Annotated in this window: 22 protein-coding genes and 1 riboswitch; of the genes, 14 read left to right on the top strand and 8 right to left on the bottom strand. The window is 63.2% G+C overall.

The window, feature by feature from the left end; all coding sequences use genetic code 11:
* Positions 1-77: 77 nt before the first annotated feature.
* From PW947_RS18955 to PW947_RS18970, 4 genes are all read left to right on the top strand, one after another.
* A complete protein-coding gene (locus tag PW947_RS18955) occupies positions 78-704 on the top strand; it encodes a TetR/AcrR family transcriptional regulator (RefSeq protein ID WP_299633898.1) in 627 nt (208 codons plus the stop codon).
* Positions 705-901: 197 nt separating this feature from the next.
* On the top strand, positions 902-1240 hold the full coding sequence (locus tag PW947_RS18960; protein ID WP_299633899.1) for a thioredoxin family protein: 339 nt from the start codon (positions 902-904) through the stop codon (positions 1238-1240).
* A 29-nt stretch (positions 1241-1269) separates the two neighbouring features.
* Positions 1270-1689 (top strand): secondary thiamine-phosphate synthase enzyme YjbQ, encoded by a 420-nt coding sequence (locus tag PW947_RS18965; RefSeq protein WP_299633900.1) that lies wholly within the window; start codon positions 1270-1272, stop codon positions 1687-1689.
* A 74-nt stretch (positions 1690-1763) separates the two neighbouring features.
* Positions 1764-2780, top strand: a complete 1017-nt coding sequence (locus tag PW947_RS18970; protein ID WP_299633901.1) for a class I fructose-bisphosphate aldolase — start codon at positions 1764-1766, stop codon at positions 2778-2780.
* Positions 2781-2864: 84 nt separating this feature from the next.
* On the opposite strand, the gene PW947_RS18975 is transcribed toward PW947_RS18970, so the two are convergent.
* A complete protein-coding gene (locus PW947_RS18975; RefSeq protein WP_299633902.1) occupies positions 2865-3890 on the bottom strand; it encodes an aldo/keto reductase in 1026 nt (341 codons plus the stop codon).
* 272 nt (positions 3891-4162) lie between these two features.
* On the opposite strand from PW947_RS18975, the gene PW947_RS18980 reads away from it, so the two are divergent.
* From PW947_RS18980 to PW947_RS18995, 4 genes are all read left to right on the top strand, one after another.
* Positions 4163-4318, top strand: a complete 156-nt coding sequence (locus PW947_RS18980) for a DUF3309 family protein (RefSeq protein WP_299633903.1) — start codon at positions 4163-4165, stop codon at positions 4316-4318.
* A 60-nt stretch (positions 4319-4378) separates the two neighbouring features.
* Positions 4379-5179 (top strand): SDR family oxidoreductase, encoded by an 801-nt coding sequence (locus PW947_RS18985; RefSeq protein ID WP_299633904.1) that lies wholly within the window; start codon positions 4379-4381, stop codon positions 5177-5179.
* On the top strand, positions 5172-7055 hold the full coding sequence (locus tag PW947_RS18990) for a glycoside hydrolase family 15 protein (RefSeq protein ID WP_299634067.1): 1884 nt from the start codon (positions 5172-5174) through the stop codon (positions 7053-7055). The genes PW947_RS18985 and PW947_RS18990 overlap by 8 nt, the downstream gene beginning before the upstream one ends.
* Positions 7056-7396: 341 nt before the next feature.
* A complete protein-coding gene (locus PW947_RS18995; RefSeq protein ID WP_299633905.1) occupies positions 7397-7723 on the top strand; it encodes a hypothetical protein in 327 nt (108 codons plus the stop codon).
* A gap of 133 nt (positions 7724-7856) precedes the next feature.
* On the opposite strand, the gene PW947_RS19000 is transcribed toward PW947_RS18995, so the two are convergent.
* Positions 7857-8558 (bottom strand): glycosyltransferase, encoded by a 702-nt coding sequence (locus tag PW947_RS19000; protein WP_299633906.1) that lies wholly within the window; start codon positions 8556-8558, stop codon positions 7857-7859.
* A 215-nt stretch (positions 8559-8773) separates the two neighbouring features.
* On the opposite strand from PW947_RS19000, the gene PW947_RS19005 reads away from it, so the two are divergent.
* The gene (locus PW947_RS19005) at positions 8774-9715 is read left to right on the top strand and encodes a flagellar brake protein (RefSeq protein WP_299633907.1); all 942 of its coding nucleotides are present in this window, start codon (positions 8774-8776) and stop codon (positions 9713-9715) included.
* Here PW947_RS19005 and PW947_RS19010 read toward each other — a convergent pair.
* The 4 genes from PW947_RS19010 to cobW all read right to left on the bottom strand — a co-directional run bounded on the left by PW947_RS19010 (position 9712) and on the right by cobW (position 16399).
* Positions 9712-10308 carry a VWA domain-containing protein gene (locus PW947_RS19010; RefSeq protein ID WP_299633908.1) on the bottom strand — a complete coding sequence of 199 codons (597 nt, stop codon included), beginning with the start codon at positions 10306-10308 and terminating at the stop codon, positions 9712-9714. The genes PW947_RS19005 and PW947_RS19010 overlap by 4 nt on opposite strands.
* A 125-nt stretch (positions 10309-10433) precedes the next feature.
* The gene (locus PW947_RS19015) at positions 10434-11486 is read right to left on the bottom strand and encodes an ATP-binding protein (protein ID WP_299633909.1); all 1053 of its coding nucleotides are present in this window, start codon (positions 11484-11486) and stop codon (positions 10434-10436) included.
* Positions 11483-15289, bottom strand: coding sequence for a cobaltochelatase subunit CobN (gene cobN / locus PW947_RS19020; protein WP_299634068.1), 3807 nt, complete (start codon positions 15287-15289; stop codon positions 11483-11485). Before cobN ends, PW947_RS19015 begins: the two co-directional genes overlap by 4 nt.
* A gap of 9 nt (positions 15290-15298) precedes the next feature.
* Positions 15299-16399 carry a cobalamin biosynthesis protein CobW gene (gene cobW / locus PW947_RS19025; RefSeq protein WP_299633910.1) on the bottom strand — a complete coding sequence of 367 codons (1101 nt, stop codon included), beginning with the start codon at positions 16397-16399 and terminating at the stop codon, positions 15299-15301.
* Positions 16400-16528: 129 nt separating this feature from the next.
* Positions 16529-16794, bottom strand: a riboswitch (cobalamin riboswitch).
* 270 nt (positions 16795-17064) lie between these two features.
* On the opposite strand from cobW, the gene cobA reads away from it, so the two are divergent.
* The 5 genes from cobA to bluB are packed head-to-tail and all read left to right on the top strand — an operon-like array spanning position 17065 to position 20856.
* Positions 17065-17805, top strand: a complete 741-nt coding sequence (gene cobA / locus PW947_RS19030; RefSeq protein WP_299634069.1) for a uroporphyrinogen-III C-methyltransferase — start codon at positions 17065-17067, stop codon at positions 17803-17805.
* The gene (locus PW947_RS19035; RefSeq protein WP_299633911.1) at positions 17802-18254 is read left to right on the top strand and encodes a cobalamin biosynthesis protein; all 453 of its coding nucleotides are present in this window, start codon (positions 17802-17804) and stop codon (positions 18252-18254) included. Before cobA ends, PW947_RS19035 begins: the two co-directional genes overlap by 4 nt.
* The gene (cobO, locus tag PW947_RS19040; protein WP_299633912.1) at positions 18251-18853 is read left to right on the top strand and encodes a cob(I)yrinic acid a,c-diamide adenosyltransferase; all 603 of its coding nucleotides are present in this window, start codon (positions 18251-18253) and stop codon (positions 18851-18853) included. Before PW947_RS19035 ends, cobO begins: the two co-directional genes overlap by 4 nt.
* Before the next feature lie 7 nt (positions 18854-18860).
* Complete coding sequence (locus tag PW947_RS19045) at positions 18861-20201, top strand: cobyrinate a,c-diamide synthase (RefSeq protein WP_299634070.1); 1341 nt, start codon at positions 18861-18863, stop codon at positions 20199-20201.
* On the top strand, positions 20185-20856 hold the full coding sequence (gene bluB, locus PW947_RS19050; RefSeq protein WP_299633913.1) for a 5,6-dimethylbenzimidazole synthase: 672 nt from the start codon (positions 20185-20187) through the stop codon (positions 20854-20856). The genes PW947_RS19045 and bluB overlap by 17 nt, the downstream gene beginning before the upstream one ends.
* 189 nt (positions 20857-21045) lie before the next feature.
* Here bluB and PW947_RS19055 read toward each other — a convergent pair whose 3' ends face one another.
* Both PW947_RS19055 and PW947_RS19060 read right to left on the bottom strand, forming a co-directional pair.
* On the bottom strand, positions 21046-24426 hold the full coding sequence (locus PW947_RS19055) for a DEAD/DEAH box helicase (RefSeq protein ID WP_299633914.1): 3381 nt from the start codon (positions 24424-24426) through the stop codon (positions 21046-21048).
* A gap of 258 nt (positions 24427-24684) precedes the next feature.
* The gene (locus tag PW947_RS19060; protein WP_299633915.1) at positions 24685-25512 is read right to left on the bottom strand and encodes a DeoR/GlpR family DNA-binding transcription regulator; all 828 of its coding nucleotides are present in this window, start codon (positions 25510-25512) and stop codon (positions 24685-24687) included.
* Between the last annotated feature and the right edge of the window lie 56 nt (positions 25513-25568).

Consider the following 25568-nt stretch of genomic DNA (forward strand, 5'->3'; position numbering starts at 1 on the left):
CTGTCGAATTGATGAAGCGGATAGAAGAACAGATAGAATATGAGCAAACACTCGCGTTCACTACTCGCTTTCCCGTGATGAAAAAAAAGCCACCCGCCGAAGGCCTGGAACCCCGTAAAGCGCCGGCCCAGCGGCGATCCGCCGCCACGGTCGACGCGATCGTCGAGGCCGCCGCTCGCATTCTGGAAGCCGACGGACTCGCCGGATACACCACCAATGCGATCGCCGCGCGAGCGGGCGTCAGCATCGGCTCGCTGTATCAGTACTTCCCGAATCGCGACGCATTGACCGCCGCGCTGATCGAACGCGAGACCGGCGCGCTGCTCGCGCAGGCTGACCTTGCCGCGCAGAGCATCCGTTGTGCGGACGCGCTCGCGTTATTGATCGACGCAGCCGTCGCGCATCAGATGCGTCGGCCGGATCTCGCGCGGATTCTCGACTTCGAGGAGCGGCGGCTGCCGGTGGGCGAGCACAACCGGCGCGTCGGCGAAGTCTTACAGGAAGCAGTCGTTACGGTGCTGGCATTGCCGGATGGGCCTGCAATCGTCGATCGGCAAACGGCCGCATTCGACGTGCTCGCGCTGGTGCGCGGCATTCTCGACATGGCCGGTGAACGTCGCGAGACCGATGCGGCTGCGTTGCGAGCCCGCGTCGCGATCGCGGTCGATGGATACCTGAACGGTGTAGCAACCGCTGGCCTGTAACCACCGACGCGAATGCTCGCATGCGGCTAACGCATGCGAGCATGCCAAGCCATGCGTGGCACCGTCTCTGCACTGCGCGGCGCTTTTGGGTACATTGAACGTCTGCGGAAAGAAGCAGGTCATAGTTGGCACGTTGCCCGTTGACGGCATCCAGTTTGCTGCATCGCCTGCAATTCCAACACGACAATGGAGCAGCCATGAAATCTCCCGCCGCCTATTCGACCACCGCACCGAGCCGCGCGGAAGTCGACGCTTTCGCCGGGACCGCGGTACTCGAATTCGGCACCGACTGGTGCGGCTACTGCCAGGGCGCGCAAGCGTCGATCGGTGAAGCGTTCGCACCGCACGGCGACGTCCGTCATCTGAAGATCGAAGATGGCCCGGGCCGCCCGCTTGGTCGTTCTTTCAAGGTCAAGCTTTGGCCCACGCTGATTTTCATCCGCGACGGCGCCGAGGTCGCGCGTGTGGTGCGTCCGGGTAGTGCGTCCGAGGTGGACGAAGGTTTCGCCGCGCTCGCACGCGCGGGCTCGCATTGATCGCCGGCCAGCACACGTCCGGACAGGCAATGCGACAAGCCATCCACACACTGACAATCGAAACCCGCACGCGCGGGTTGACCGAGTTCACGCATGACGCACGCGCATTCGTCAGCGAGACGCGGATCCGCACCGGCCTGCTGACGCTGTTTTGCAGGCACACGTCGGCTTCGCTGCTGATTCAGGAGAATGCCGATCCTTCGGTGCGTCGCGACCTCGAAGCGTATTTCGACACCATCGCCCCCGAAGCCCCCGGCCGTTACGAGCACGACACCGAAGGCCCCGACGATATGCCTGCGCATCTGCGCACGGCATTGACTCAGGTGCAGTTGTCGGTGCCGGTCGAACATGGCCGGATGGTGCTCGGCACGTGGCAAGGTCTGTATCTGTTCGAACACCGCCGGCATCCGTCGGCGCGCGATATCGTGCTTCATCTGATCGGCGAGTAATACGGCGCGGCGCGGTCCGCCTGGTTGGGACCGCTGGCCGGTTGCCTGTCGGCTACATCAACGAGGATACGTTCATGAGCACCCAAAGCGAACTTCAAGCCACAGTCGATGCGATGGTCCAACCCGGCAAAGGGCTGCTTGCCGCAGACGAAAGCGGCCCGACCATCGCCAAACGCTTCAAGACCATCGGACTCGACTCGACGGAAGAGAATCACCGCCGATACCGGACGATGCTGCTATCGACGCCGGGACTCGGGGCGTTTATCAGCGGCGTGATCCTCTATGAAGAAACCTTGGGTCAGAAAGCGGACAACGGTACGCCTTTGCCCGAACTCGCGGCCAGCGCGGGCATCGTGCCGGGAATCAAGGTCGATCTCGGCAAAACCGCACTCGCGCTTGCGCCTGGCGACGAAATCACCGAAGGGCTCGACGGGCTGGCAGCGCGACTCGACGGCTACAAGAAACAGGGTGCGCGATTTGCGAAGTGGCGCGCCGTCTACAACATCACCGCGACCTTACCCAGCGCCTTCGCGATGGAAGCGAATGCGCACGCTTTGGCACGTTACGCGGCGATCTGTCAGCAGGCCGGTATCGTGCCGATCGTCGAGCCTGAAGTACTGATGGATGGTGCGCACACGATAGAGCGCTGCGCGCAGGTCACGGCGGAAGTGCTGCACGAGGTATTCGGCGCGCTGCATCGTCATCGCGTGACGCTCGAACATATGCTGCTCAAACCGAACATGGTGTTGTCCGGCACTGACAGCAAACCAGTCGCCGCCACCGCCGCCGTCGCAGCGCACACCGTGCAAGTGCTTAAACGCGCTGTGCCGGCAGCCGTGCCGGGTATCGTGTTTCTGTCGGGCGGACAAACGCCTGAAGAAGCGACACTCAATCTCGATGCGATGAACCGGCTCGGGCCGCTACCTTGGGGCTTGACCTTTTCATATGGCCGCGCACTTCAGGAACCGCCTTTGACTGCGTGGAAAGGAAAAGACGAGAACGTCGAAGCGGCGCAACAGGCATTGCTCAAGCGCGCTCAACTGAATAGTGAAGCGAGTCTTGGGAAGTATCAGGTGTCGATGGAAAAATAGACAGAGAGAGGGGCCACGCCCCTCTCTCCTTTAAAGAACCGCTTGAACTGCTTGAGCTGCCTAAACGACTAAGCCACTAACCCACTAAACCGGAGAAGGATTGCGCTCCGCAAATCCTTCCTGATGCCAATACGGATACGCGGGGCGCACTGCACTCGCGGCATCCAGTTTCGCGACCTGCTCCGCAGTCAGATTCCAGCCCACCGCGCCGAGATTCTGACGCAACTGTTCTTCGTTGCGAGCGCCAATCAGTACGGTCGATACCGTCGGGCGTTGCAGCACCCAGTTCAATGCAATTTGCGGCACGCTCTTGCCCGTCTCCGCCGCCACTTCCTCGATCGCATCCAGCACGCGGTACAAGTACTCTTCAGGTACCGGCGGCCCTTGATCCGCGGTTTTATGCAAACGGCTCGACGCAGGCAACGCTTGACCGCGCTTGATCTTGCCGGTCAGACGTCCCCAGCCTAGCGGACTCCACACCACGGCACCGACGCCCTGATCGATTCCAAGCGGCATCAACTCCGACTCATAGTCACGCCCCACGAGCGAGTAGTAAGTCTGATTCGCAACGTAGCGCGGATAGCCATAGCGGTCGGCGACATCCTGCGATTTCATCAGATGCCAGCCGGAGAAATTCGACACGCCCGTATAGCGGATTTTGCCCGCGCGCACCAGATCGTCGAGTGTGGACAGTACTTCGGCGACGGGCGTTTTCGCGTCGAAGCCATGCAATTGAAAGAGATCGATGTAGTCGGTTTGCAAGCGCTTGAGCGCTGCATCGACTGCCTGAATCAGATGGAAACGCGATGAGCCAACATTGTTCGGCGAGTCGTCGAACCGGAATGTCGCTTTAGTGGAAATGATCGCCTTGTCGCGCTTGCCCTTAAGCGCTTCGCCCAGCACCGACTCCGACGCACCGCCCGAGTAGATATCGGCCGTGTCGAACATCGTGACGCCTGCATCCATACAGATGTCGATCAGACGACGCGCTTCGGCGACATCCGTCTGGCCCCACGCCTGAAAAAACTCGCCCTTACCGCCGAACGTGCCAGTACCGAAACTCAGTGCCGGAACCTTGAAACCCGACGCGCCCAAATGCCTGTATTCCATCGAACATCCTCCGATGAGTGCTTGCGGATCGACCGCGATAACTGCCGACAACTGATCGTCAAGTCTACCCGTCCGCCGAAAAGTGCGCGCTGCAGCGCACATCGGAGGCTGCTGCACCGCACGATAAACAACGCGTGCGTGCGGGCATACGTATTGCTGACACAGGTTTATCGTCGCCGGCCGTCGCAGACTTCACGCAGTGCGTGAGCTGCAAACGGCGCGTGGCGACCGGAGAGCCTATCCGGTCGTCTTACTTAAACCGGGAGGTCTATATGTTGGGAACTATTCTGCTGATTGTGCTGATTCTTCTTCTGATCGGCGCTTTTCCGTCCTGGCCTCATAGCCGTTCGTGGGGATATGGCCCAAGCGGCGGTCTCGGTCTTGTTCTGATCATTGTCATCGTGTTGCTGGTGATGGGCATCGTCTAGCGCACTTCGCGACTGTGATCGCATTGCGCGGCCTGGCCTTTCACTTTCCAATCGAGTCCCATGCAAAAACTCCTTGAAAACCAGGTCGCGCTGATCACGGGCGCGAGTTCGGGCATCGGCTTCGGCGTTGCGACATCGCTCGCCGAAGCGGGTGCATCCGTTGTCATCAACTACTACTCGCAACCAGAACCGGCCGAAGCGCTCGCCGCGGAAATCATCCGTGCGGGTGGCGCGGCCATCGCCGTCAAGGCGGACGTCTCCGATCCACAGCAGGTGGATGCGCTTTTCGAAGCGTGTCGCACGCGGTTCGGCACCGTGGATATCGTGGTTGCAAATTCGGGTTTGCAAAAGGACGCGTCATTCGTCGAAATGACATTGCGTGACTGGAATGCGGTACTCAACGTAAACCTGACCGGCCAGTTCCTGACGGCCCAGGCGGCGGTCCGCGAATTCCTGCGACGTGGCGCGCGGCCCGTGTCCAAAGCACTGGGCAAGATCATCTGCATGAGTTCGGTTCATCAGGTCATCCCGTGGGCCGGTCATATCAACTATGCGGCCTCGAAAGGCGGCGTGCAGATGATGATGCAGACTCTCGCACAAGAGGTCGCGCCGCAACGCATACGCGTGAACAGCATCGCGCCCGGCGCGATCAAGACGCCCATCAACAAGGACGCGTGGGAGTCGCCGGAAGCGCTGCAGCGCCTTCTGAAACTGATTCCGTATGGACGCGTCGGCGAGCCCGACGATATCGGCAAGGCGGCCGTCTGGCTCGCCTCCGACGAAAGCGATTACGTGACCGGCACCACGTTGTTCGTCGATGGCGGCATGACGCTGTATCCGGGCTTTGAAGACAATGGCTGAGCGGCGCGCGGCGCGCTCGAAGCCACACGTTACGTTCGGCGAACAGGGTGTGGTGGGCAATATGGAAACCACGGCACTGGTGTCGCTGAGTGGATCGGTGGATTTCATGTGCTATCCGCGCGTCGATTCGCCGACCGTCTTCGCTGCGTTGCTCGACCCTGCGCGCGGTGGCCATTTTTCGATCGCGCCGCACACGGCAGCGACGAACATCAAGCAGATGTATCTGCCGGAAACCAATGTACTGTTGACACGTTTCATGTCGGACGAAGGCGTGTGCGAACTCATCGACCTGATGCCCGTCACCGACGACGGCCCCCGCACTGCCGATGCCGCGCCGAATTGCCTGATCCGCATGGTACGGATGGTCTACGGCACGATGACGATATCGCTCGATTGCGCGCCACGTTTCGACTATGCACAACGCGGTCATCGGGCGCGACTCGGCGATACCGGACACACGGCCGAATTCACGATAGACGATGCATCGGACGACAACCCGGACAGCACTGCGCCGACGGTCGACATGCTGGCGCTCAAAGCATCGGTACCACTGTCGCTTCACCACGACGACGCGCGCGCGCAGTTCGAACTCAACCAGGGCGAGACGGCGTGTTTCGTTTTGGGCGATGCGCGCACGCTCGACAACTACACGTTCGATTTCGACACGATGCTCGCCGATACGACTGCATTCTGGCGTACCTGGTCCGTGCGCTCGACCTATCGCGGCCGCTATCGCGAGATCGTCATGCGTTCGGCATTGACGCTGAAACTACTCAGTTCACGCGAGCACGGCGCGATCGTTGCGGCCGCGACATTCGGCTTGCCCGAGAGTCAAAACGGCACACGTCGGTGGGATTATCGTTTTACATGGATTCGCGATGCGGCGTTTTCGGTCTATGCGCTATTGCGACTGGGCTATACCGGCGAGGCCGCGCACTTCATGCGATGGATCGGCGCGCGCAATCGCGATTGCGCATCGGATGGCGCGTTGCGCGCGATGTACACGGTGGATGGCGAACCCGCGCCCGAGGAAGCGGATCTCGACGCATTGCTCGACAAGCGTGACAAGAATCGCGCGCGGCGAGGCAATGGCGCACGCGACCAGATTCAACTCGATGTCTACGGCGCGCTGCTCGATGCAGCGTATCTGTTCAACAAGTATGGTCGCGCGATTTCATACGACGGCTGGTGCAACGTGACGCGCATCGTCAACTATGTCGTCGATCACTGGCAGGAACCGGATCACGGCATCTGGGAATTTCGCAATGGCCAGCGCCCGCTGCTGCATTCGCGTCTGATGTGCTGGGTTACCGTCGATCGTGCGCTGCGACTCGCGGACAAGCGCTCGCTGCCCGCGCCGCTTAAGACGTGGTTCGAAACCCGTGATGCGATTCATCGCGACATTCACGAAAACTTCTGGAATAGCGCGCGAAAATCATTCGTGCAGACGCCGGAATCCGACGCACTCGACGCGTCGATATTGATGATGCCGCTAGTCCGCTTTATCAGCTCGACCGATCCGCGCTGGGTGTCGACACTCGACGCGATCGGCCGCGAACTCAGCGTCGACCCGCTGATTTTCCGCTATACGCGCGGCGATAATCTCGACGGTTTGCCCGGCGTGGAAGGGGGCTTTAGCGCGTGTTCGTTCTGGTATGCGGAGGCATTGGCGCGCGCCGGCCGCATCGACGAAGGCCGGCTCGTGTTCGAGAAGATGATCGCGCATGCGAATCATCTGGGCCTGTTTTCCGAAGAAGTCGCAATCGACGGCGAACCCCTCGGCAACTTTCCGCAAGCGCTTACCCATCTGGCACTTATCAGCGCTGCGTATCAACTCGATCGCAGTATCGACGGCGTTCATGTTCCGTGGACGTGAGTTGGCGCGGCCTGAATGCCCGTTTCGCATGCACGGTTTCGCCGTCCGCGTAAAACATACGCGCGCAGCATGCAGTTTCCGCCCCAATCCCGGTCATACAGCGATATTCGCGCTTTGCGATGAGCGCCTGAAACCTATGCTGACAAATCCTTCCAGACAGTTACGCTTTATGTTGGCCGGTTAGGCACGCTTCATGCTATTTTCATTGCGCACTGCAGCGTAACGCTTTTCCCGCTTCTGTCTGTCCGTTGGGCGAATCGGGAAATGCGACACGATGTTGCGCCTCAGTCTCGCAGCTGAGCAGGCGACTTTCCAAACCCGTTTTCATGGACTCAGAAAAAATGGATAACTTTGCCAGTCGCATTAGCGCCCTACTGTCTGCCCTTCTTCCGCATAGCTCGATTACGCGTCTGGCAGAGCGGGAATTCTGCATTCGTCATCTGCAACCGAAGCATTCCGCACGCTCGGGTTATCCGCGCGATCTCGTCGTGATCGTCGATGAAGACCTCGTGTCGCGCATCGAACTGGCCGATGCCAATGAATTCGAGCGCGATATGGCGCCCGAACTGCTGCACACGCTGGTTCACGATCTCGCCGACTACAATCCGTGGTCGCAAAACTTCAGTACTTTTCTCGTGGCATTGAATCGCCCGCCTTCACTGCACTAAAGCTACATACTACTCAGACTCAAGCACTCGCCACGACTGATCCGCCGACCCGCTTACGCGCTTGATATAGCGCGTTCGCCGGTAAGCCGCTAGCACGTTCGAACATGGCGAGTCGCCATTCCCCTGCGCCGGACTAGTCGAGTTCACCCACCGCGTTGAGCGGCGACCAGTCCGGCGACGCAAGACGTCGCCCCACTTCACGCAAGGTCGCACCGAATCCGCGCGGTGCGCGCGAGTCGAGTCGCGCGCTCGTCACGACACGCGTGGACGCGGTCCATGCAATCGTCGCACCGTCCGCGATCAATGCTTCGACCAGCGCTACGTCTTCGTTCGAATCGAGTGCGCGAAAACCATTCACGCGCAAATAAGCGGCCGCCGACACGCCGAGGTTCGCGCCGTGAATATGCCGGTGCCCGTCCGCATCGCGATAGGTTTGCAAGAAATCCTCGCGCACCCGCTCGCTGTGTCCGGTCCAGTCGTCCACGCTGATCACACCGCAGACCGCTTCCGCGTCGCACGCGAGCTGACACACCAGCCAGTCGGCCGGCACGACGGTATCTGCATCGGTGAAGGCGAGCCATCGCGCGCCCGCGTCGAGCGCACAACGCGCGCCCTCGGCACGCGCAAACCCGACATTGCGATGTGTAATTTCGATGACATCGGCACCCAACGCCGTCGCGATCGCGCCCGTGTCGTCGCTGCAACTGTCGAGTACGACGATCACCTTCACTGCTTCGCCGGCAAGGTCCTGATGACGCGCCGCAGCCAGCGCTGAACTCACGCAGCGCGCGATGCTGCCCGCTTCGTTGTGGGCCGGAATGATGACACCGATCACGATACGCTCCGTTCTGGTTGTTCTGGCCGATGTCGGACGCGACATGCTTGCCGGTACTTCCACGGAGTCGAGCAATTCCCAAGCCCTGTAACCTTGAGTTAAAAGCGGTATCGGCAGACAGGTGCCGAAAAAGTAATTTCGGGTCACAATGACGCGACGCGTTGAGATCACGCGTCAAAGTGACCGACAAAAAACATCAAATAGTCTGAGAGCCAATGGAAACCACGACTGAAGCGTCCCGCGAAGCCGCACCTCAAATCTTGAGTGTCGACATGGTGCCGACCGGCACGCCGCTCGAATGGCCCATCGCAGACGCGAGCGACCACGCGTTGCTCTACGATCGCGGCGCTATCCTGCTCAACGACGCCGAACGTCGCTTCCTGTTCGACACGTTCAAACCGATTCGCGGCGACGACCTGGAAGACGCCGGCGCGAGTCCCGCGTCGGCCGACAACCAAGCGGCAAAGCCCGACTCGACGGTGCCGCTGACGGTCAAGGACATGCATCTCGCGATCGGCGGGTTGCTTGGACTGCGCTCGCAGGTAGGCGGCGGCACGCCGATGCAGCCTTGCCGGATCATCGGTTTTGCGCCGAACGAATCGATCTTCATCACCCCGCCGATGACGTCCGGCCGGCCCGTTCCGCTCGCGCCCGGCGAGAATGTCGAGATCGTCGCGATTGCGAGCCAGGCTGTATTCCGCTTCGTCTGCACGGTCGATGCGGTCTGCCAGTTGCCCTTCGATTACGTCGTGCTGTCCAGGCCTGGTGTGATACGCCGCTTGCGCGAGCGCAAGTCGATTCGCGTGCGCACCCGCCTCGCAGTGCGTTATGGCCTTGGCGTGACCGGCGACAGCTACGACGGCGTCGCGTTGGCGACGGGTATCAGCGCATTGGGTATTTCGTTGTCGGCACCACTGCCGCTCGGCCAGGTCGGTGACCGGGTCCGCGTGTCGTTCGGTCTGAAATCGCCCGCGCCGGGTTCCCATGTCGAGACCACGGCAATCGTGCGTAACGTGCAGCGCCCGGCCACGCCGGACGGTCTGACGATGCACGGTATGGAGTTCGACCAGCTCGATACCGTGCAGCAGATGGCGCTGAAGGTATTCGTTTTCGACCGGCAGGACGACGTGCAGTACTGGTCGAATCCGACCCGCTAGACCAGCAGGTCTTGCGGCTTGAGCCACGCCGCGTCCCACGCGGCCGCCAGCGCTTCACAGCGTCCCAGGCGCACTGCGCCGCTTTCGAAATCGACGAATACGATCCGGTCGGCGTGATCCGGCCGGATCGGCATGTCGCGACTGCGGCCGTCGGTCAGAATCCATAACCAGCGTTGCTGTGCCGGTCGCCGCCGCGCGGCTTGTGACAGCAATGCCGACGCGTGCCGCACACCGGACGCGAGCGGCGTACCGCCACCTCCACCTACCGGGCGCAGCCAGCGCTCGTTCCACCAGCGTGGCACCGCCGGTCCGAAACGCAGATCGCTGCCCGTACCGCCGAAACAGATCAGCGCCGCCTCCGCACGGTCCGCGCTCGCGCGATCGAACAGCGCGACCAGCAAACCCTTGGCATCGGCGAGACGCTGGCCGCTCAGCATCGATCCCGAGCAATCCAGCAGGAAGCAGTGCATCGTGCTGCGTTGCGATGTCTTCGGCAGAAAGCGCAGGTGATCGGCACGCAGCGGATGCTGACGTCGGGCGATCAACGTCGCGGGCCACGCGATGCGTGCCGCGCCTGCATGATTCCCACGCATGGCTTGCGGTTTCGCATGCGTGGCGCGCATGCCAGCATGCGCACGCGGTGACGTCGTTACTATTTGCGCCCTGTCGCGCCATCGAAAACCGCTGAGCGCGTCAGCGGCGGCGTCGTTCCGATGGCCTAGCGTTTTTTTGGATTCAGCGGAATCACGCCTTTGACCGACGTAATGCCGGTAGGCTCGGGTGGCAGATAGCCGTAATTGCCGTCTTCCGATGCGCGGGTGTTGGTGTCGTCTCGCGGTTCTTGCTGCGCACCTGCTTGCGGCTGCTGGCGCGTTTGCGCTTGCGGTTGCTGCTGCGCATCGGACTCGCTGCGCTCGTGCCGTCGATGCAGCAACACCGCATCGGCGATCCGGTCGACATGCGCGGTCGTCACCGACTCCGCCGCTTCGAGCGCGGCCAGCGCGCGCGCCGCGCGCAGCATCACGAGATCGGCGCGCAACCCGTCTACGGCCGCCTCGATACAGCGCTGACTGACGTATGCGTGTAACGCATCGCTGAATGCGAGACCAGCCAGCACCGCCCGCGCCGCACGAATCCGCTCGACAAACCCGGCCTGCTGCGCCGCGCACGATGCGCGAAACGCATGCGGATCGAGATCGAACGCGAGTCGCGCCTTGACGATCTGCTGACGCACGGCCGGATCGAAACAGTTGTCGAGTTCGACCATCAGACCGAAGCGGTCGATCAGTTGCGGACGCAGTTCGCCTTCTTCCGGATTCATCGTGCCGATCAGCACGAAACGCGCGTCGTGGCTATGCGAAATGCCGTCGCGCTCGACGGTATTCACCCCGCTCGCGGCGGCATCGAGCAACGCATCGACCAGCGCGTCGGGCAGAAGGTTTACCTCGTCCACGTAGAGCACGCCCTGATGCGCTCTCGCCAGCAATCCAGGCGAAAAACGCACGGAACCGTCGCGCAACACGGTTTCGATATCCAGCGTGCCGATCAGACGGTCTTCGCTCGCGCCGAGCGGCAACGTGACGAGCTGGCCTTCCGGCAGCAACTCCGCGAGCGCTCGCGCACTGGTGGATTTCGCCGTGCCGCGCGGACCGGTGACGAGTACGCCGCCAAGACCGGGATCGATCGCCGCAAGCAACAACGCCTGCTGCAACGCCTGCTGACCAACCAGCGCGGCAAACGGAAACGCCGGCCGCTGCGCCGCTGCATTCATGTTCGGGTTCCTTCGATATGCTGCTCGCTGGCGAGCAGATGCTGTTCGACTTGCGCGCGATACGCGCCCGGCGCCTGCCACAAACCGCGCTGCATCGCTTCGAGCAGACGCTCGCAGATCCCGTGCAGCGCATGCGGATTGTGACGCTCGATAAACGCACGCGTGTCGGCGTCGTTCAGGTAGGCATCGGTCACGAGCGCGTATTGATGATCGGCGATCACGCGTGCGGTCGCATCGTAGCCGTACAGGTAATCGACGGTCGCCGCGATTTCCGCCGCGCCTTTGTAGCCGTGACGCTTCACGCCGTCGAGCCATTTCGGATTGACCACGCGCGAACGGATCACGCGCGCAATTTCCTCGGTCAAGGTTCGCACGCGCGGCGCGGCGGGGTTGCTATGGTCCGCGTGATACACATGCGGCTGCGCGCCCGCGAGGTGCCGCACCGCCGCGACCATGCCGCCCTGAAACTGGTAGTAATCGTTCGAATCGAGCACGTCGTGCTCGCGATTGTCCTGGTTCTGAAGCACCACATCCATCGACGCAAGCCGTGCGCCGAACGCGGAATGTGCGGCTTCGCCGCTGCTTTTCTGCGTGTATGCATAGCCGCCCCACGCCTGATACGCGTTCGCGAGGTCGGCGTCGGTCTGCCATTGCCGCGAGTCGATCATGTCCTGCAACCCTGCGCCATACGAGCCCGGACGCGCGCTGAACACGCGCCAGCCCGCCCGCCGACGCGCTTCGGCCGCGTCCATGCCGCTCGCGACCAGCGCGTCGCGTTCGCGCATCACGCGAGCGCGGATCGGGTTCAGATCTTCCGGTTCGTCGAGTTCAGCGACGGCTTGAACCGCCGCGTCGAACAGATGCATGACATTGGCGAATGCATCGCGAAAGAAGCCGGACACCCGCAGCGTCACGTCGATTCGCGGCCGGTCGAAGGCTTCGATCGGCATGATTTCGAAATCGGTCACGCGATGACTGCCCGCCGCCCATTTCGGCCTGACGCCGAGCAACGCGAGCGCCTGCGCAATATCGTCGCCGCCGGTGCGCATGGTCGCCGTGCCCCATACCGACAGGCCGATCGCGCGCGGATAATCGCCATGCTCCTGCAAGTGGCGTTCGATCAGTTGCTGCGCCGACTTTAAACCGAGCGACCACGCCGCTTGTGTCGGCACGGCGCGGGTATCGACCGAATAGAAATTGCGGCCGGTCGGCAACACGTCGGGACGCCCGCGCGACGGCGCGCCGCTCGGGCCCGGCGGCACGAAACGCCCGTCGAGACCGCGCTTCAGGTTCTGTAATTCCTGCGGACCGCATGCGTCCAGACGCGGCAACACATCCTGCCGCAAACGTTCGATCACACGATGCGCATGCGGCAACGCCGCCGCGCATTCATCGTTCGCATGCTCGCATGCGTGTACGTCATCGCAGACCTGTTCGAGCAACTGCGCGGCCAGCAATTCGAGCCGCTCGCGGGTGTCTCCGGTATGACGCCACGGCGCATCGCTGACATGCGCTAAACGCATGGGACGCGGACCGCTCCACGGCGCGGCCCAATCGACCGTCAACGGATCGAAAAAATGATCGATCCCGAAGTCTTTGGCGAGTGCATCGATCAAACCCGCTTTGGCGCCCTGACCATCGCCCACCGGAAAACGACCGAGCGCGAGCAAGGTATCGCGCCGCTGCACGCCTTGCGGCGATCGACCGAACGTATGCAGGCCATCGCGGATCTGCGCTTCCTTGAGCTCGCATAGCCACGCATCGACGCGCGTCAGCAATGCGTCTTCCGCATCCTGCCCGCTCGGTGCGTCGACGCTGAGTTCGTCGTGCAGTTTGTGATCGACAATGGTGGCGAGAATCGTCCGGCGCAACAGTCTTGCGCGGCGCGGATCCACCATCAGCGCTTCATAGTATTCGTCCACCTGGCGTTCGAGATCCTGCAACGGGCCATAGCTTTCCGCGCGCGTGAGCGGCGGCATCAGATGATCGATGATCACCGCCTGTGCGCGCCGCTTCGCCTGGCTGCCTTCGCCGGGATCGTTGACGATGAACGGATAAAGATGCGGCATCGGCCCGAGAATCATGTCGGGCCAGCACGCGTCGCTCAACGCGACGCTTTTGCCCGGCAGCCATTCGAGATTGCCATGCTTGCCGACATGCACGACCGCATCGATTCCGTATGCGTCACGCAGCCAGAAGTAGAACGCGAGATACGCATGCGGCGGCACCAGATCGGCGTCGTGATAACTCGCGTAATCGCCCTGTTCGCGTGAACGCGACGGCTGTATTCCGACGAATACATTGCCGCATCGCCAGCCCGCAATCACGAAACGGCCGCGACGCAGCGTCGGGTCCTGTTCCGGCGTGCCCCAGCGCGCGTTCAACGCGTCGCGCGCATCGGCGGGAAGCTGCGTGAAGTGACGCAGATAATCGTCGAGCGACAGGCTTTGCAACGCGGGACGCAAATCGCGCACGACCGGATCGTTCGTCACGCCTTGCGTGAGCAATCGCAGCAACGCATCGCCGTCTTCGGGCAGATCGGCAACGCGATAACCCTCGTCGCGCAACATCTGCAAAATGCCGACCACCGATGCCGGCGTATCCAGCCCCACGCCATTACCGATGCGCCCTTCGCTCATCGGATAGTTCGCGAGGATCAGCGCAAGCTTTTTGTCCGCGTTCGGACGCGTGCGCAGCGTGCACCAACGACGGCTCAACGCCGCGAGAAACGCAACGCGCTCGTGATCCGGCTGATAGCGCACCACGTCCACCTCGGTATGCGGACAGCGGTACGCGAGCCCCTTGAAACTGATCGCGCGCGTGACGATGCGGCCGTCCACTTCGGGCAACGCGATATGCATCGCGATGTCGCGCGAGTTGAGGCCGTGATTGTCTTTCTGCCAGTCGTCGCGATTGCCGCCGCTGAGGATCACCTGCATCACCGGCGCGTCGCCGGCCAGCGCGAGCGGCGCCGGATCGTCGATCGCGGAGGCGGCAAATGCAGTGGTATTCAGCACCAGCGCGACGTTATGTTGCGCGCACAACCGGTCGAGCACGTCGCGGCTCACCGCGTCTTTCAGCGAGGTAATCGCGAGCGGCAGCGGATTCAATCCTTCTGCATCGAGTGCGTCGATCAACGCATCGAAGACGGCCGTATTGGCTGCCTGCAGATGCGCCTTGTAGAACAGGATCGCGACGACCGGCGCGTCGGCGTGCCAGCGCGCCTGCCAGTCGGCGATAGTCGGTACGTCGTGCTGCGGATGATAGAGCGCCGCGGCGGGCAAGGTACGCGGCGGCGCCGGTTCGTCGCCCCAACCGAGCGCGCGATGCGCCGCGCATCGCAGGAAATTTTCGGCGTTTTGCGGGCCGCCTTCGCGCAGATAACGCCATAGCTGATGGCACAACGCAGCGTCGGCCGTGCTGCGCGCGAGCAGGTTCGGGTCTTCCTGAAGATCGCCGGAGAACATCGCGAGCGTCTGGTTTTTGCGCCCGGCCAGTGCGACGACCTGTTCGATGCCATACGGCCAGTACGCTTCGCCGCCGAGATGATCGACGATCACCACGCGTGCATGCTGCAGCACGTCGTCGAGGTAGAAGTCGACGGACGCCGGTTGACGCAGATACGTAACGTTGGCGAGCCGGACGCTCGGGAAGCCCTCTCCGAGCCTCGCCACGACGCTCGCGAGCAGCGACAGCGTCGTATCAGCCGAACTGAGCACGACGATCTCAGCGGGCCGCTGATCGATCCGGATCACGCCGGCGGTATCGTCGACGAAACCGCCGGGTGTCGTGCGCAGCAGAATGCATCCGGGTTACGCCTGTTGCGCTTCGGTGCGCGCGACGGCGGGCGCGGCCAGCGCCGCGTCGAACGCCTGTTGCAACGCGTGCTGATCGAGGTCTTCGCCGATCAGCACGAAGCGGCTGACGTTCGCTTCGCCCGCTTGCCAGCGGCGGTCGAAATAGCTGTCGAAACGACGCCCGACCCCTTGAATCACCAGACGCATCGGCGCGCCCGGCAGCGCGGCAAAACCCTTCACGCGATAGATCGTGCTGGTTTCGACCAGCGATTGCAACGCGGCGATCACCGCTTCGCGCGAGGTCGCCTGAGTCTCGACGATGACCGAATCGAACTCGTCGTGATGATGATCGGCGTCGTCGGCCGAGCCGTGATGATCGTGACGCAGGTGAATCGTGGTCTCCGACGCCGCTTCGAGACCGAGCAGCGCATGCAGGTCCAGGCGACCCGCCTGCGCGCGCACGACCTTCACGTGTGCCGGAATTTCTTCGCGAATCAGCGTTTCGACCGCGGCCTGTTGCACGTCGTCGAGCAGATCGGTCTTGTTCAGGATCACCAGATCCGCCGCCGACAACTGATCTTCGAACAGTTCATGCAGCGGCGATTCGTGATCGAGATTCGGATCGGCGCGACGTTGCGCATCGACCGCGCCCGGGTTAGCCGCGAACTGGCCGCTTGCCGCTGCCGGACCATCGACGACCGTGACAACGGCATCGACCGTGAAGCTGTTCTTGATGGACGGCCAGTTGAATGCCTGCACCAGCGGTTTGGGTAGCGCGAGACCCGAGGTTTCGATCAGCACGTGATCGATCTGGTCGCGACGTTCGACCAGCTTTTCCATCACCGGGAAAAACTCTTCCTGCACGGTGCAACACAGACAGCCGTTCGCGAGTTCGTACAGTGCGCCTTCGGTTTCGTTGCCTTCGTCGTCGCACCCGATCCCGCAGCCTTTCAGGATTTCGCCGTCGATGCCGAGCTCGCCGAACTCGTTGACGATCACCGCAATGCGCTTGCCGCCCGCATGCTGAAGAATGTGCCGCAGCAGCGTGGTCTTGCCGCTACCGAGAAAGCCGGTGACGATGGTCACGGGAATCTTGCGCATCTGTTGGGTCTGCATCGCTACTCCGTGGTACGCCGTTCGAACGGCGCGCAAGCCGTTGCGTCGGGTGCCGGATGTGTGACTGCAGCAACCCGTGCGCGAAACGGCTGAAGAATGAGGTGAACGATCAACACCGCATCCCCGCGGCGTTCATCACATGTATCTGGCCGGTATCCGGGCTGGCAAAAGCGCCGCTTCACCTTCCCGCGCGCGTTGCCGCGCACAGTGGATGTAAGGCGCGCGTCACGATGCGCACGCCTTGAAGCCGGCTCCGCATTGCTCGCGCAATGCCTTTGCCTTCCGTTGCGGGGGCAGCACAGGTTGAGCCGTTCAAGCTGGAACGACACCCTGTTTCCCGTTTAACCGCGTGCGAAACGAGCGCGCACGCGAGCACCAAAGTGCGTGCGAGTTTAGGCCCGCGCGCCGTCAACGTCAAGAAAGCGCATCGTAAGCAAAAGGCCCGCCAGTGCGGCGTTTCCGGTATCGCGTGTGCTATCGTATGCGCGCATCTGGTGCCCGCACGCGCGTTCGCGCATGCAGTTATTCAGCGCATCGCGCGCTCTGTATGATTCACGCATGACCCAACTCTTTATCTACTGCACCGGCACGTCGACCCTCGTGCTGCGTTCATGCATCCGTTCGCTGGCCGCTTCTACCACGACGTCTACGCGACGGGCCTTCGCATGACGCGCGCATGGCTGATCGGCGCGGGCCCCGGCGACGTCGAACTGATGACGCTGAAGGCAACCCGCGCGCTGGCACAAGCCGACGTTATTCTCGTCGACGACCTCGTCAATCCCGACGTGCTCCAGTTCGCGCGCAACGACGCGCAGATCGTCTACGTCGGCAAACGCGGCGGTCATCCGTCGACGCCGCAGGCAGGCATCGTCGCGATGATGCTCGAACATATAAACGCAGGACGCAGCGTCGCGCGACTCAAGGGCGGCGATCCGTTCGTGTTCGGACGCGGCGGCGAAGAACAGCAGGCGTTGCAGGCGGTCGGCGTTCAGGTGGACATCGTCAACGGCATTACGGCCGGCATCGCCGCGCCCGCTGCGATCGGCATTCCCGTCACGCATCGCGACCATGCGCAAGGCGTGGTGTTCGTCACCGGCCACGGCGCGGGCAGCGCCGAGCCCGACTGGACCACGCTGGTCGCAACCCGCATGACGCTGGTGATTTACATGGGCATGCGTCGTCTGCATGACATCACGGCCGCGCTACTGAACGCCGGCATGGCGCCGGATACCCCATGCGCCGCAATCGAATCCGCGACGCGCCCCGAGCAGCGTCACGCGCTCGCGCCGCTGCACGGTTTCGCCGACGAAGTGGACCGGCTCGGGCTCGGTTCGCCGTCGATCGTCGTGATCGGCGCGGTGGCGACGCTGGCGACGCCAGCAAGCGCCGTCGTGGCGGCACCGTGAAGACGCTGGTGGTCGGGATCGGCTGCAGGCGCGGCGTGTCGGCGGACGAAATCGACGCGGCGGTCCGTGCCGCGCTCGGCACGCATTCGCTCGACGCAGTCCTCGCGATCGCCACGCTCGACACAAAAGCCGCCGAACCCGGCTTGCATGCGTTTTGCGCATGCCACGATTTTCCATTGCGAACGTTCAGCCGTGAACAGATCACTGCGCTGATGTCCGGACCGATTGCCGGACTCTCGCATTCCGTAGCCGCATGCGAGCATGCGGGCGTCGCGGGCGTCTGCGAACCGTGCGCATTGCTCGCCGCGCCGGGCGCCAGCCTGATCGTCGGAAAGACGATCACCGGCCGCGTGACCGTGGCGGTTGCGCGCATCGCGAACGTCGCGAGCGATGGCGCCGGACACGCCCATACCTATCAAGACACGCATCAACACCAGGATATTCGATGAAGACCGATCCCGAATCGCATCAACGCATGACGCAACGCCGTCGCGAGGGACATGAAAAGAAACAGGCCGGCGCGACCGTCGAAAAGGGTCTGCTGATCGTCAACACCGGCACCGGCAAAGGCAAGACCACCGCTGCATTCGGCATGGCCGTACGCGTGCTCGGACACGGTATGCGACTGGGCGTCGTGCAGTTCATCAAAGGTGCATTGCATACGTCCGAGCGCGACTTTCTCGGCGCGATCGCAACCTGCGATTTCGTCACGATGGGCGACGGCTACACGTGGAATACGCAAAACCGCGACGCCGACATCGCGACCGCGCGCAAAGGCTGGGACGAAGCGCGCCGGATGATCGAAAGCGGCGAATACGCGATGGTGATCCTCGACGAACTGAACACGGTGCTGAAGTACGACTATCTGCCGCTCGACGAAGTGCTCGGCGTGCTCGATGCGCGCCCGGAGATGCTGCACGTGGTCGTGACGGGCCGTCATGCGCCCGACGCATTGATCGAAGCAGCCGATCTCGTCACCGAAATGCGCATCGTCAAGCATCCGTATCGCGAGCAAGGCGTGAAAGCGCAGCGCGGCGTGGAGTTCTGACATGAGCGTGCGCCGTTGTCCCGCGCTGTTCATCACCGCGCCCGCATCCGGGCAGGGCAAGACCACGGTGACGGCGGGACTCGCACGCCTGCATCGGCGGCAAGGCCGGCGCGTGCGCGTGTTCAAGACCGGCCCGGATTTTCTCGATCCGATGATTCTGGCGCGCGCAAGCGGCGCGCCGGTGCTGTCGCTCGATCTGTGGATGGTCGGCGAATCCGCGTGCCGCGCGTTGCTCGCGCAAGCCGCCGCCGAAGCCGATCTGATCCTGATCGAAGGCGTGATGGGCCTGTTCGACGGCACGCCGAGCAGCGCCGATCTCGCCACCGGATTCGGCGTGCCGGTCGTGCCGGTGATCGCCGCGAAGTCGATGGCGCAAACCTTCGGCGCGCTCGCGTTCGGCCTCGCGCGCTTTCGTCCGGACGTGCCGTTTTACGGCGTGCTCGCCAATCGCGTCGGCTCGACGCGCCATGCAGATCTGCTGAAAACGTCGCTGCCGGACGATTTGCGCTGGCTCGGCCATCTTGCGAGTGCGGACGGCATCGAACTGCCTGAGCGCCATCTGGGATTGCATCAGGCGTCGGAAGTCGACGATCTGGATGCGCGCCTGGATCGCGCCGCCGACGCGCTCGAACACACCGCGCTTGCCGAACTGCCGCCGCCGGTCGAATTCGACGCCGACCCGCACAGTGCCGATTCCGATACCGATACCGACGCCGGCGCGCACGCTTACCCGCCGCTGCTGCGAGACCTGCATATCGCGATTGCGCGCGACGCCGCGTTCTCGTTCATCTATCCGGCGAACCTGAGCCTGCTCGACGCACTCGGCGCGCGCGTCAGTTATTTTTCGCCGCTCGCGGACGAAGCACCCGCCGCTGATGCCGACGCGCTGTATCTGCCGGGCGGCTATCCGGAACTGCACGCGGCGACGCTCGCGGCAAACCGCAACACCGCCGCCGCGATCCGCGCGCACACCGACGCCAGCCGGCCGATCTTCGCCGAATGCGGCGGCATGCTGTATCTGCTCGACGGCCTGACCGACCGATCCGGCGTCGCCACGCCGATGCTCGGCCTGCTGCCCGGCCATGCCACGCTTCAAAAACGCTTCACTGCGTTAGGCATGCAGCAGCTCGAAGGCCGGCACGGCGCGCTGACCGGCCACACGTTTCACTATTCGACGCTCGACACGCCGCTCGACCCGGTGTGCCGCGCAACCCGTCCTCACGACGCATCGAACCCGGAAGGCGAAGCCGTCTATCGCGCCGGGCCGATCGTCGCCACTTATATGCACGGCTACTGGCCGTCCAACCCGGCCTTCGCGGCCGCCCTGTTCGATGGCACAGCGTTTTAACGATTCCGACCGCGACGCGGTCTACCGCGCAATTCACGAGCGTCGCGACATGCGGCATTTCGTGCCCGGCCCGATCGAGCCGGCGGTATTGCAACGTCTGCTCGACGCCGCGCATCACGCGCCGAGCGTCGGCTTTATGCAGCCGTGGCGGATCGCCCGCATCACCGACACGGCGTTGCGTCAGGCGCTGCACGCCACCGTCGAGCGGGAACGGATCGCCACCGCCGACGCGCTCGGCAAACGGCGCGACGAGTTCATGAAGCTGAAAGTGGAAGGCATGCTGGAATGCGGCGAAGTGCTGGTGGTCGCGTTGATGGACGGCCGCGACAAACACATTTTCGGCCGACGCACGCTGCCGGAAATGGATCTGGCGTCGGTGGCCTGCGCGATTCAGAATATGTGGCTCGCCGCGCGCGCGGAAGGGCTCGGCATGGGCTGGGTGTCACTGTTCGACGTGGACGACGTGCGCACGCTGCTGCACATGCCCGCCGGCGCGGTGCCGGTGGCGATTCTCTGCGTGGGTCAGGTCGATGCGTTCTACGCCGAACCGATGCTCGAAACCGAGCGTTGGGCGACGCGCCTGCCACTCGCGGAATGTGTTTTCGAAAACTACTGGCCGGATCGCGACGACGCTAAAGACAGCGCGTCAGACTGACAGACTGACGCATCGCGCCATGCGAATCCGGCCTTAGACAGTTGGCCCCGTCTAACCGTATCCGTTGCATCTCGCGTGGGACGCACGGTGTTTTTTAACTGCTCGGAACACAGTATAAAGAACGGTCAAAAATAAAAATAAAGAAACTTCGACGTGCGGTTCGAGCGGTTGCGCGTGCAACCTTCCGGGTCAGCCCGCGCGATCCATCTCCGGCATCGGCGCGAACAGCGCGTCGAGATCGTCGTCGGAAAACTTGACGGATCCGGCCGCGTCTTCCGACAGGATGTTGTCCGCGAGCGCCGCCTTTTTCTCCTGCAATTCGACGATCTTTTCTTCGATGCTGCCCGCCGCGATCAGCTTGTAAACGAATACCGGCTTGTCCTGGCCCAAGCGGTGCGCGCGGTCCGTGGCCTGGTTTTCGGCGGCCGGATTCCACCACGGATCGTAGTGGATCACGGTGTCGGCTGCCGTCAGGTTCAGACCCACGCCGCCCGCTTTCAGGCTGATCAGGAACAGCGGCACTTCGCCGTTCTGGAAGCGCTTGACGGGCGTGGCGCGGTCGGCGCTGTCGCCGGTGAGAATCACGTAAGGAATCGACTCTTTATCCAGCGCTTCGGCGATCAGCGCGAGCATGCCGGTGAACTGCGAAAACAGCAGCACGCGCCGTCCTTCCTCGATCAGTTCGGGCAACATGGTCAGCAACAGTTCGAGTTTCGCGGACTGCTGCAAACTGATCGCCTTGTCCGCATTCGCCTGACTGCCGGGCGCACCGGTTTCGCCGAGATTGGCGAGCTTCACGAGACGCGGATCGCAACACACCTGCCGCAGTTTCAGCAACGCATCGAGCACGATGATCTTGCTGCGCGCGAGCCCTTGCGCCGACACCGCCGCGAGCACTTTTTCCTGCATGGCCGTGCGCATCGTTTCGTAGAGATCGCGCTGCGAGCCTTCCAGATCGACGCTGCGGATGATTGTGGTTTTCGGTGGCAATTCTTTCGCGACCTCGTCTTTGCGCCGACGCAGCATAAACGGCCGGATGCGTCGCGCAAGCAGTTCGCGCCGCACGGTATCGCCGCCCTTTTCGATCGGATTGCGCCAGCGTTTGGTGAAGTCTTTCTGGCTGCCGAGAAAACCCGGCAACAGGAAATCGAACTGCGTCCACAACTCGCCGAGGTGGTTCTCCAGCGGCGTGCCGCTCAGACACAACCGGTGGCGCGCGTTCAGATCGCGGATGGTACGCGCCGCCTTGGTGGTGGCGTTTTTCACGTACTGCGCTTCGTCGAGAATCAGCAGATGGTATTCGTGCGCGGCCAGCGCCGCATGATCTCGCCACAACAGCGCGTACGTGGTGAGGATCAACTCGTGTTCGCCGATCTGCTCGAAACGCTCCTTGCGCTGCGGGCCGTTCAGGTCGAGCACTTTCAGGTCAGGCGCAAAACGCTGCGCTTCGTCGCGCCAGTTATGGACCAGCGTGGTGGGCACGATGATCAGCGCCGGCCGGTCGAGCCGCCCCGCTTCCTTTTCAGCGAGGATATGCGCGAGCGTCTGCACGGTCTTGCCGAGCCCCATGTCGTCGGCAAGCACGCCCGCCAGATTGTGCGCACGCAGAAACTGCATCCAGTCGAGACCCTGCTGCTGATACTCGCGCAATTCCGCGTGCAGCCCGCCGGGCAGCGGCGTGCGTTGCAGTCCGCCGCCCTGCTTCAGCCGCCGCGCCATTTCGCGGATCGAATCGTCGCCGGTGAACATCCAGCGGCCGGTGTCGTTCAGGCCGGCAAGCCGCCCGGCGTCGAGCGCGGCCACCCGCAACGGCGTCTCGCCGCGCCAGCCGACCAGACCGTCGAACAGATCGACCAGCACGCGCACCACCGGTTTTAGCCGTCCGGCACGCAGGCGTACGCGCTCCTGCCGGTCGGTGGCGAGATCGATCGGTTCGTCGTCGGCGATGGTGTCGAGATTGCCGCCGAGCCAGCGCTTGTCGCGACGGAACAGGTTCGCGAGCAACGGCTCCAGCCGCACTTTCCGCTCGCCGAGCGCGATGCCCATTTCGAGGTCGAACCAGCCGTCGCGCGCCTGGGTCGCGACGCCGTCGATTTCGTCGATGTCGATCACGTTGTAGCGAAACCCCGGCGCCTTGACCACGTGCCAGCCGGCGGCTTCGAGCTTGGGCACGGCCGTGTCGATAAACGCGGGCCACGCTTCCTGATCGGCCAGCACCAGCACCGTGCCGGAGGTGGGCTGACGTGCGTGGATCGCACCGGACGACAGCGTCTGCAACCCGGTCTTGCGCAAATCGAGCAGGCGCTGGCGCTCGGCGTCGTAACGACGGCGCAGGTGAATCACCTTGCCGCCCGGCACCGGCACCAGCGTCGCGCTGCTGTCCGCGTTGATGCCGATGCCCTCGTAGTCGTAACTGACCGATGCGATGTCGATGATCTGCTGTTTGTAGCCGTACTTGCCCGAACTGACGGTGGCGCTGATGGAGTCGAGCGTCAGGACGGGCATCGGCGCGCTGTCGATCACGCGGACGGCCGCGGTGTCGGTTGACGGCGGCAACGGCAGACCCGGCGCGATTTCGCTCAGCACCGATGCAACCAGCGGCGCTTCCGACAGCGAGATAGGCGGCATCGACAGATAGTCGGGCAACTGCTGGAACGGCAACGACACGTCCACCACGCCTGCTTCGCCTGCGTACGCATCGACATACCAGACGGGTTCCGTGGCCAGCACCATCGTGGACGGCGGTTCGGTGCGCAACACCGGCCGCAGCCGCTCATCCGCTTGCGGCTGCCATTCGATCCGGCCCGGCCGCGATGCGCCGAGCGTCAGCGGCACCGGCCGCCCGGACGGGTCGTTGCTTGCCGCGAGGGTCGCGAACAGTCGGCCCGTGGCGATCAGTTTGTGCAGCACTTCGCCCGCGTTCGCGCCGCGCAGCACGAAGTGCCCCTGATTGGGCGAGCGGCCAAGCCACAGCGCCCGCAGGATCACCAGATCTTCTTCGACGACGAATTTGGGCGGCTTGACGAGCGCGGCTTCGACATTGCTCCACGCTTCGTCGATCGAGCGGACCTCGCCGTCGATACCGAGCCGCGCCTTGAATAGCTGGATTTCGTGACGTTGCGTATGCATCGACCAGCCGAGCACGTACGCGAGCACGTGAGTGCGCGCCGGATCGGTGCGGCGCGCTTCGGCGCGCGCATTGGCCTCAGCGGTCGCAGCATTGTTACGGAAGGCTTCAAGCCAGCGAATCAGCTCCGGCCGCAACTCGCCGGGCGCCGGTTCGCCCATCTGCTTTTCGAGTCCCGCCAGCAAGGTGGCGGCGACGTGTTTGCAGTTGTAGCCGACCGGACACGAGCAGTCGCCGATGATCTTCGCGCCGTCGTCGAGATCGTAAAAATGGATATGAACCCGGTACGGCGCGCGCTGCGTGCCTTGCACCTCGGCGCTCAGCGAGTCGTTGTTGTCCCAGCGAAGATGCGATACCGCGTCGATATACGTGCGCGCCTTGGCGACCGTGGGATCGCCCAACCATTTATTGACCTGCGAACGCTCGTAGAAAACTGGCGACATCCGGGAGACCCATCCATGCTGTTCAAATCGGCGGTGGCGGCAATGCGGATGCACGACGGACGCGGTGCGGAGACGGCCGGCGCGCGTTCACGATTGCGGTGAACCTCGCCTGACCGGCATAAATCGACCACGCCGCGCTCGCGGACCTGCATCGCTTGCCTTGAGCCTGACTATTTTACGCGTGCATTTCGAACGGGCGTGCACGTCGATCGGGCGTTGGCCATCTGGCCAGGGTCGATCCGGCGTCGCGCGGCGCCGTTACGCGGACGGACAATCCGCCGGGCCGGTTGCATCGGCGTCGTCTTCGACGCCCGATCCGGCGTCGTCAGCGGCGCCACATACGATCTCCACGTCCGATTCGGTCAACAGATGCGCAAGCGGCGGCGGCGCTTCGTCGGTGATCAGCAGATCCACCGCGTCGCTGCCGAATGCATGCACCAGCGCACTATGGCCGAATTTGGTGTGATCGGCGACGACGACCCGCACTTCCGCTTGCCGGAATGCCGCCAGCGCATACGCGACGTCGGCGGGATGGGCGTTCATGAAGCGCGCCTGCGCGTCGATCGCGGTGACGGAGACGATCGCATAGCGCACATAGAACTGTCGGAGAAACGCCAGCGTGCTGTCACCGAACGCGCACGCGTCGTCGGAACGCAATTCGCCGCCTGCGAGAAAAACCCGGTTTCCATTCGATGCCGCAAGAATCCGTCCCACTTCCGTCGAATTCGTCACGACCGTCAAACGCGAGCGCGTCAGCAGCGCCTGCGCGATATGCACGGCGGTCGTGCCGCCGTCGATGATCAGCGAATCGCCGTCGCGCACCCGCTCGGCGACATTCAACGCCAGCGCCTGCTTGGCCGGACGGTTTTCGATCATGCGACGAGGGAACGGCGGTTCGTCGAGGCGGTCGGGCAACACGATGCCGCCATGCACTTTCAGCAAACGGCCGTCGCGGATCAGCGGCTTGATGGTGCGCCGGATGGTCTCGTCCGAGACCGAGAAGATCTGGGCCAGTTCGGTGATCGTGCAGGTCTGCCGGACTCGCACGATGCGCAGAATTTCAGTTTGGCGTTGACCGGAAAACATGTTGAACGCGCTCGAAGATAAAAAATTGGGACCGTAGGACGGGCTTTCGACACGCC

The sequence above is a fragment of the Paraburkholderia sp. genome (assembly GCF_028283785.1).
GTDB lineage: Bacteria > Pseudomonadota > Gammaproteobacteria > Burkholderiales > Burkholderiaceae > Paraburkholderia.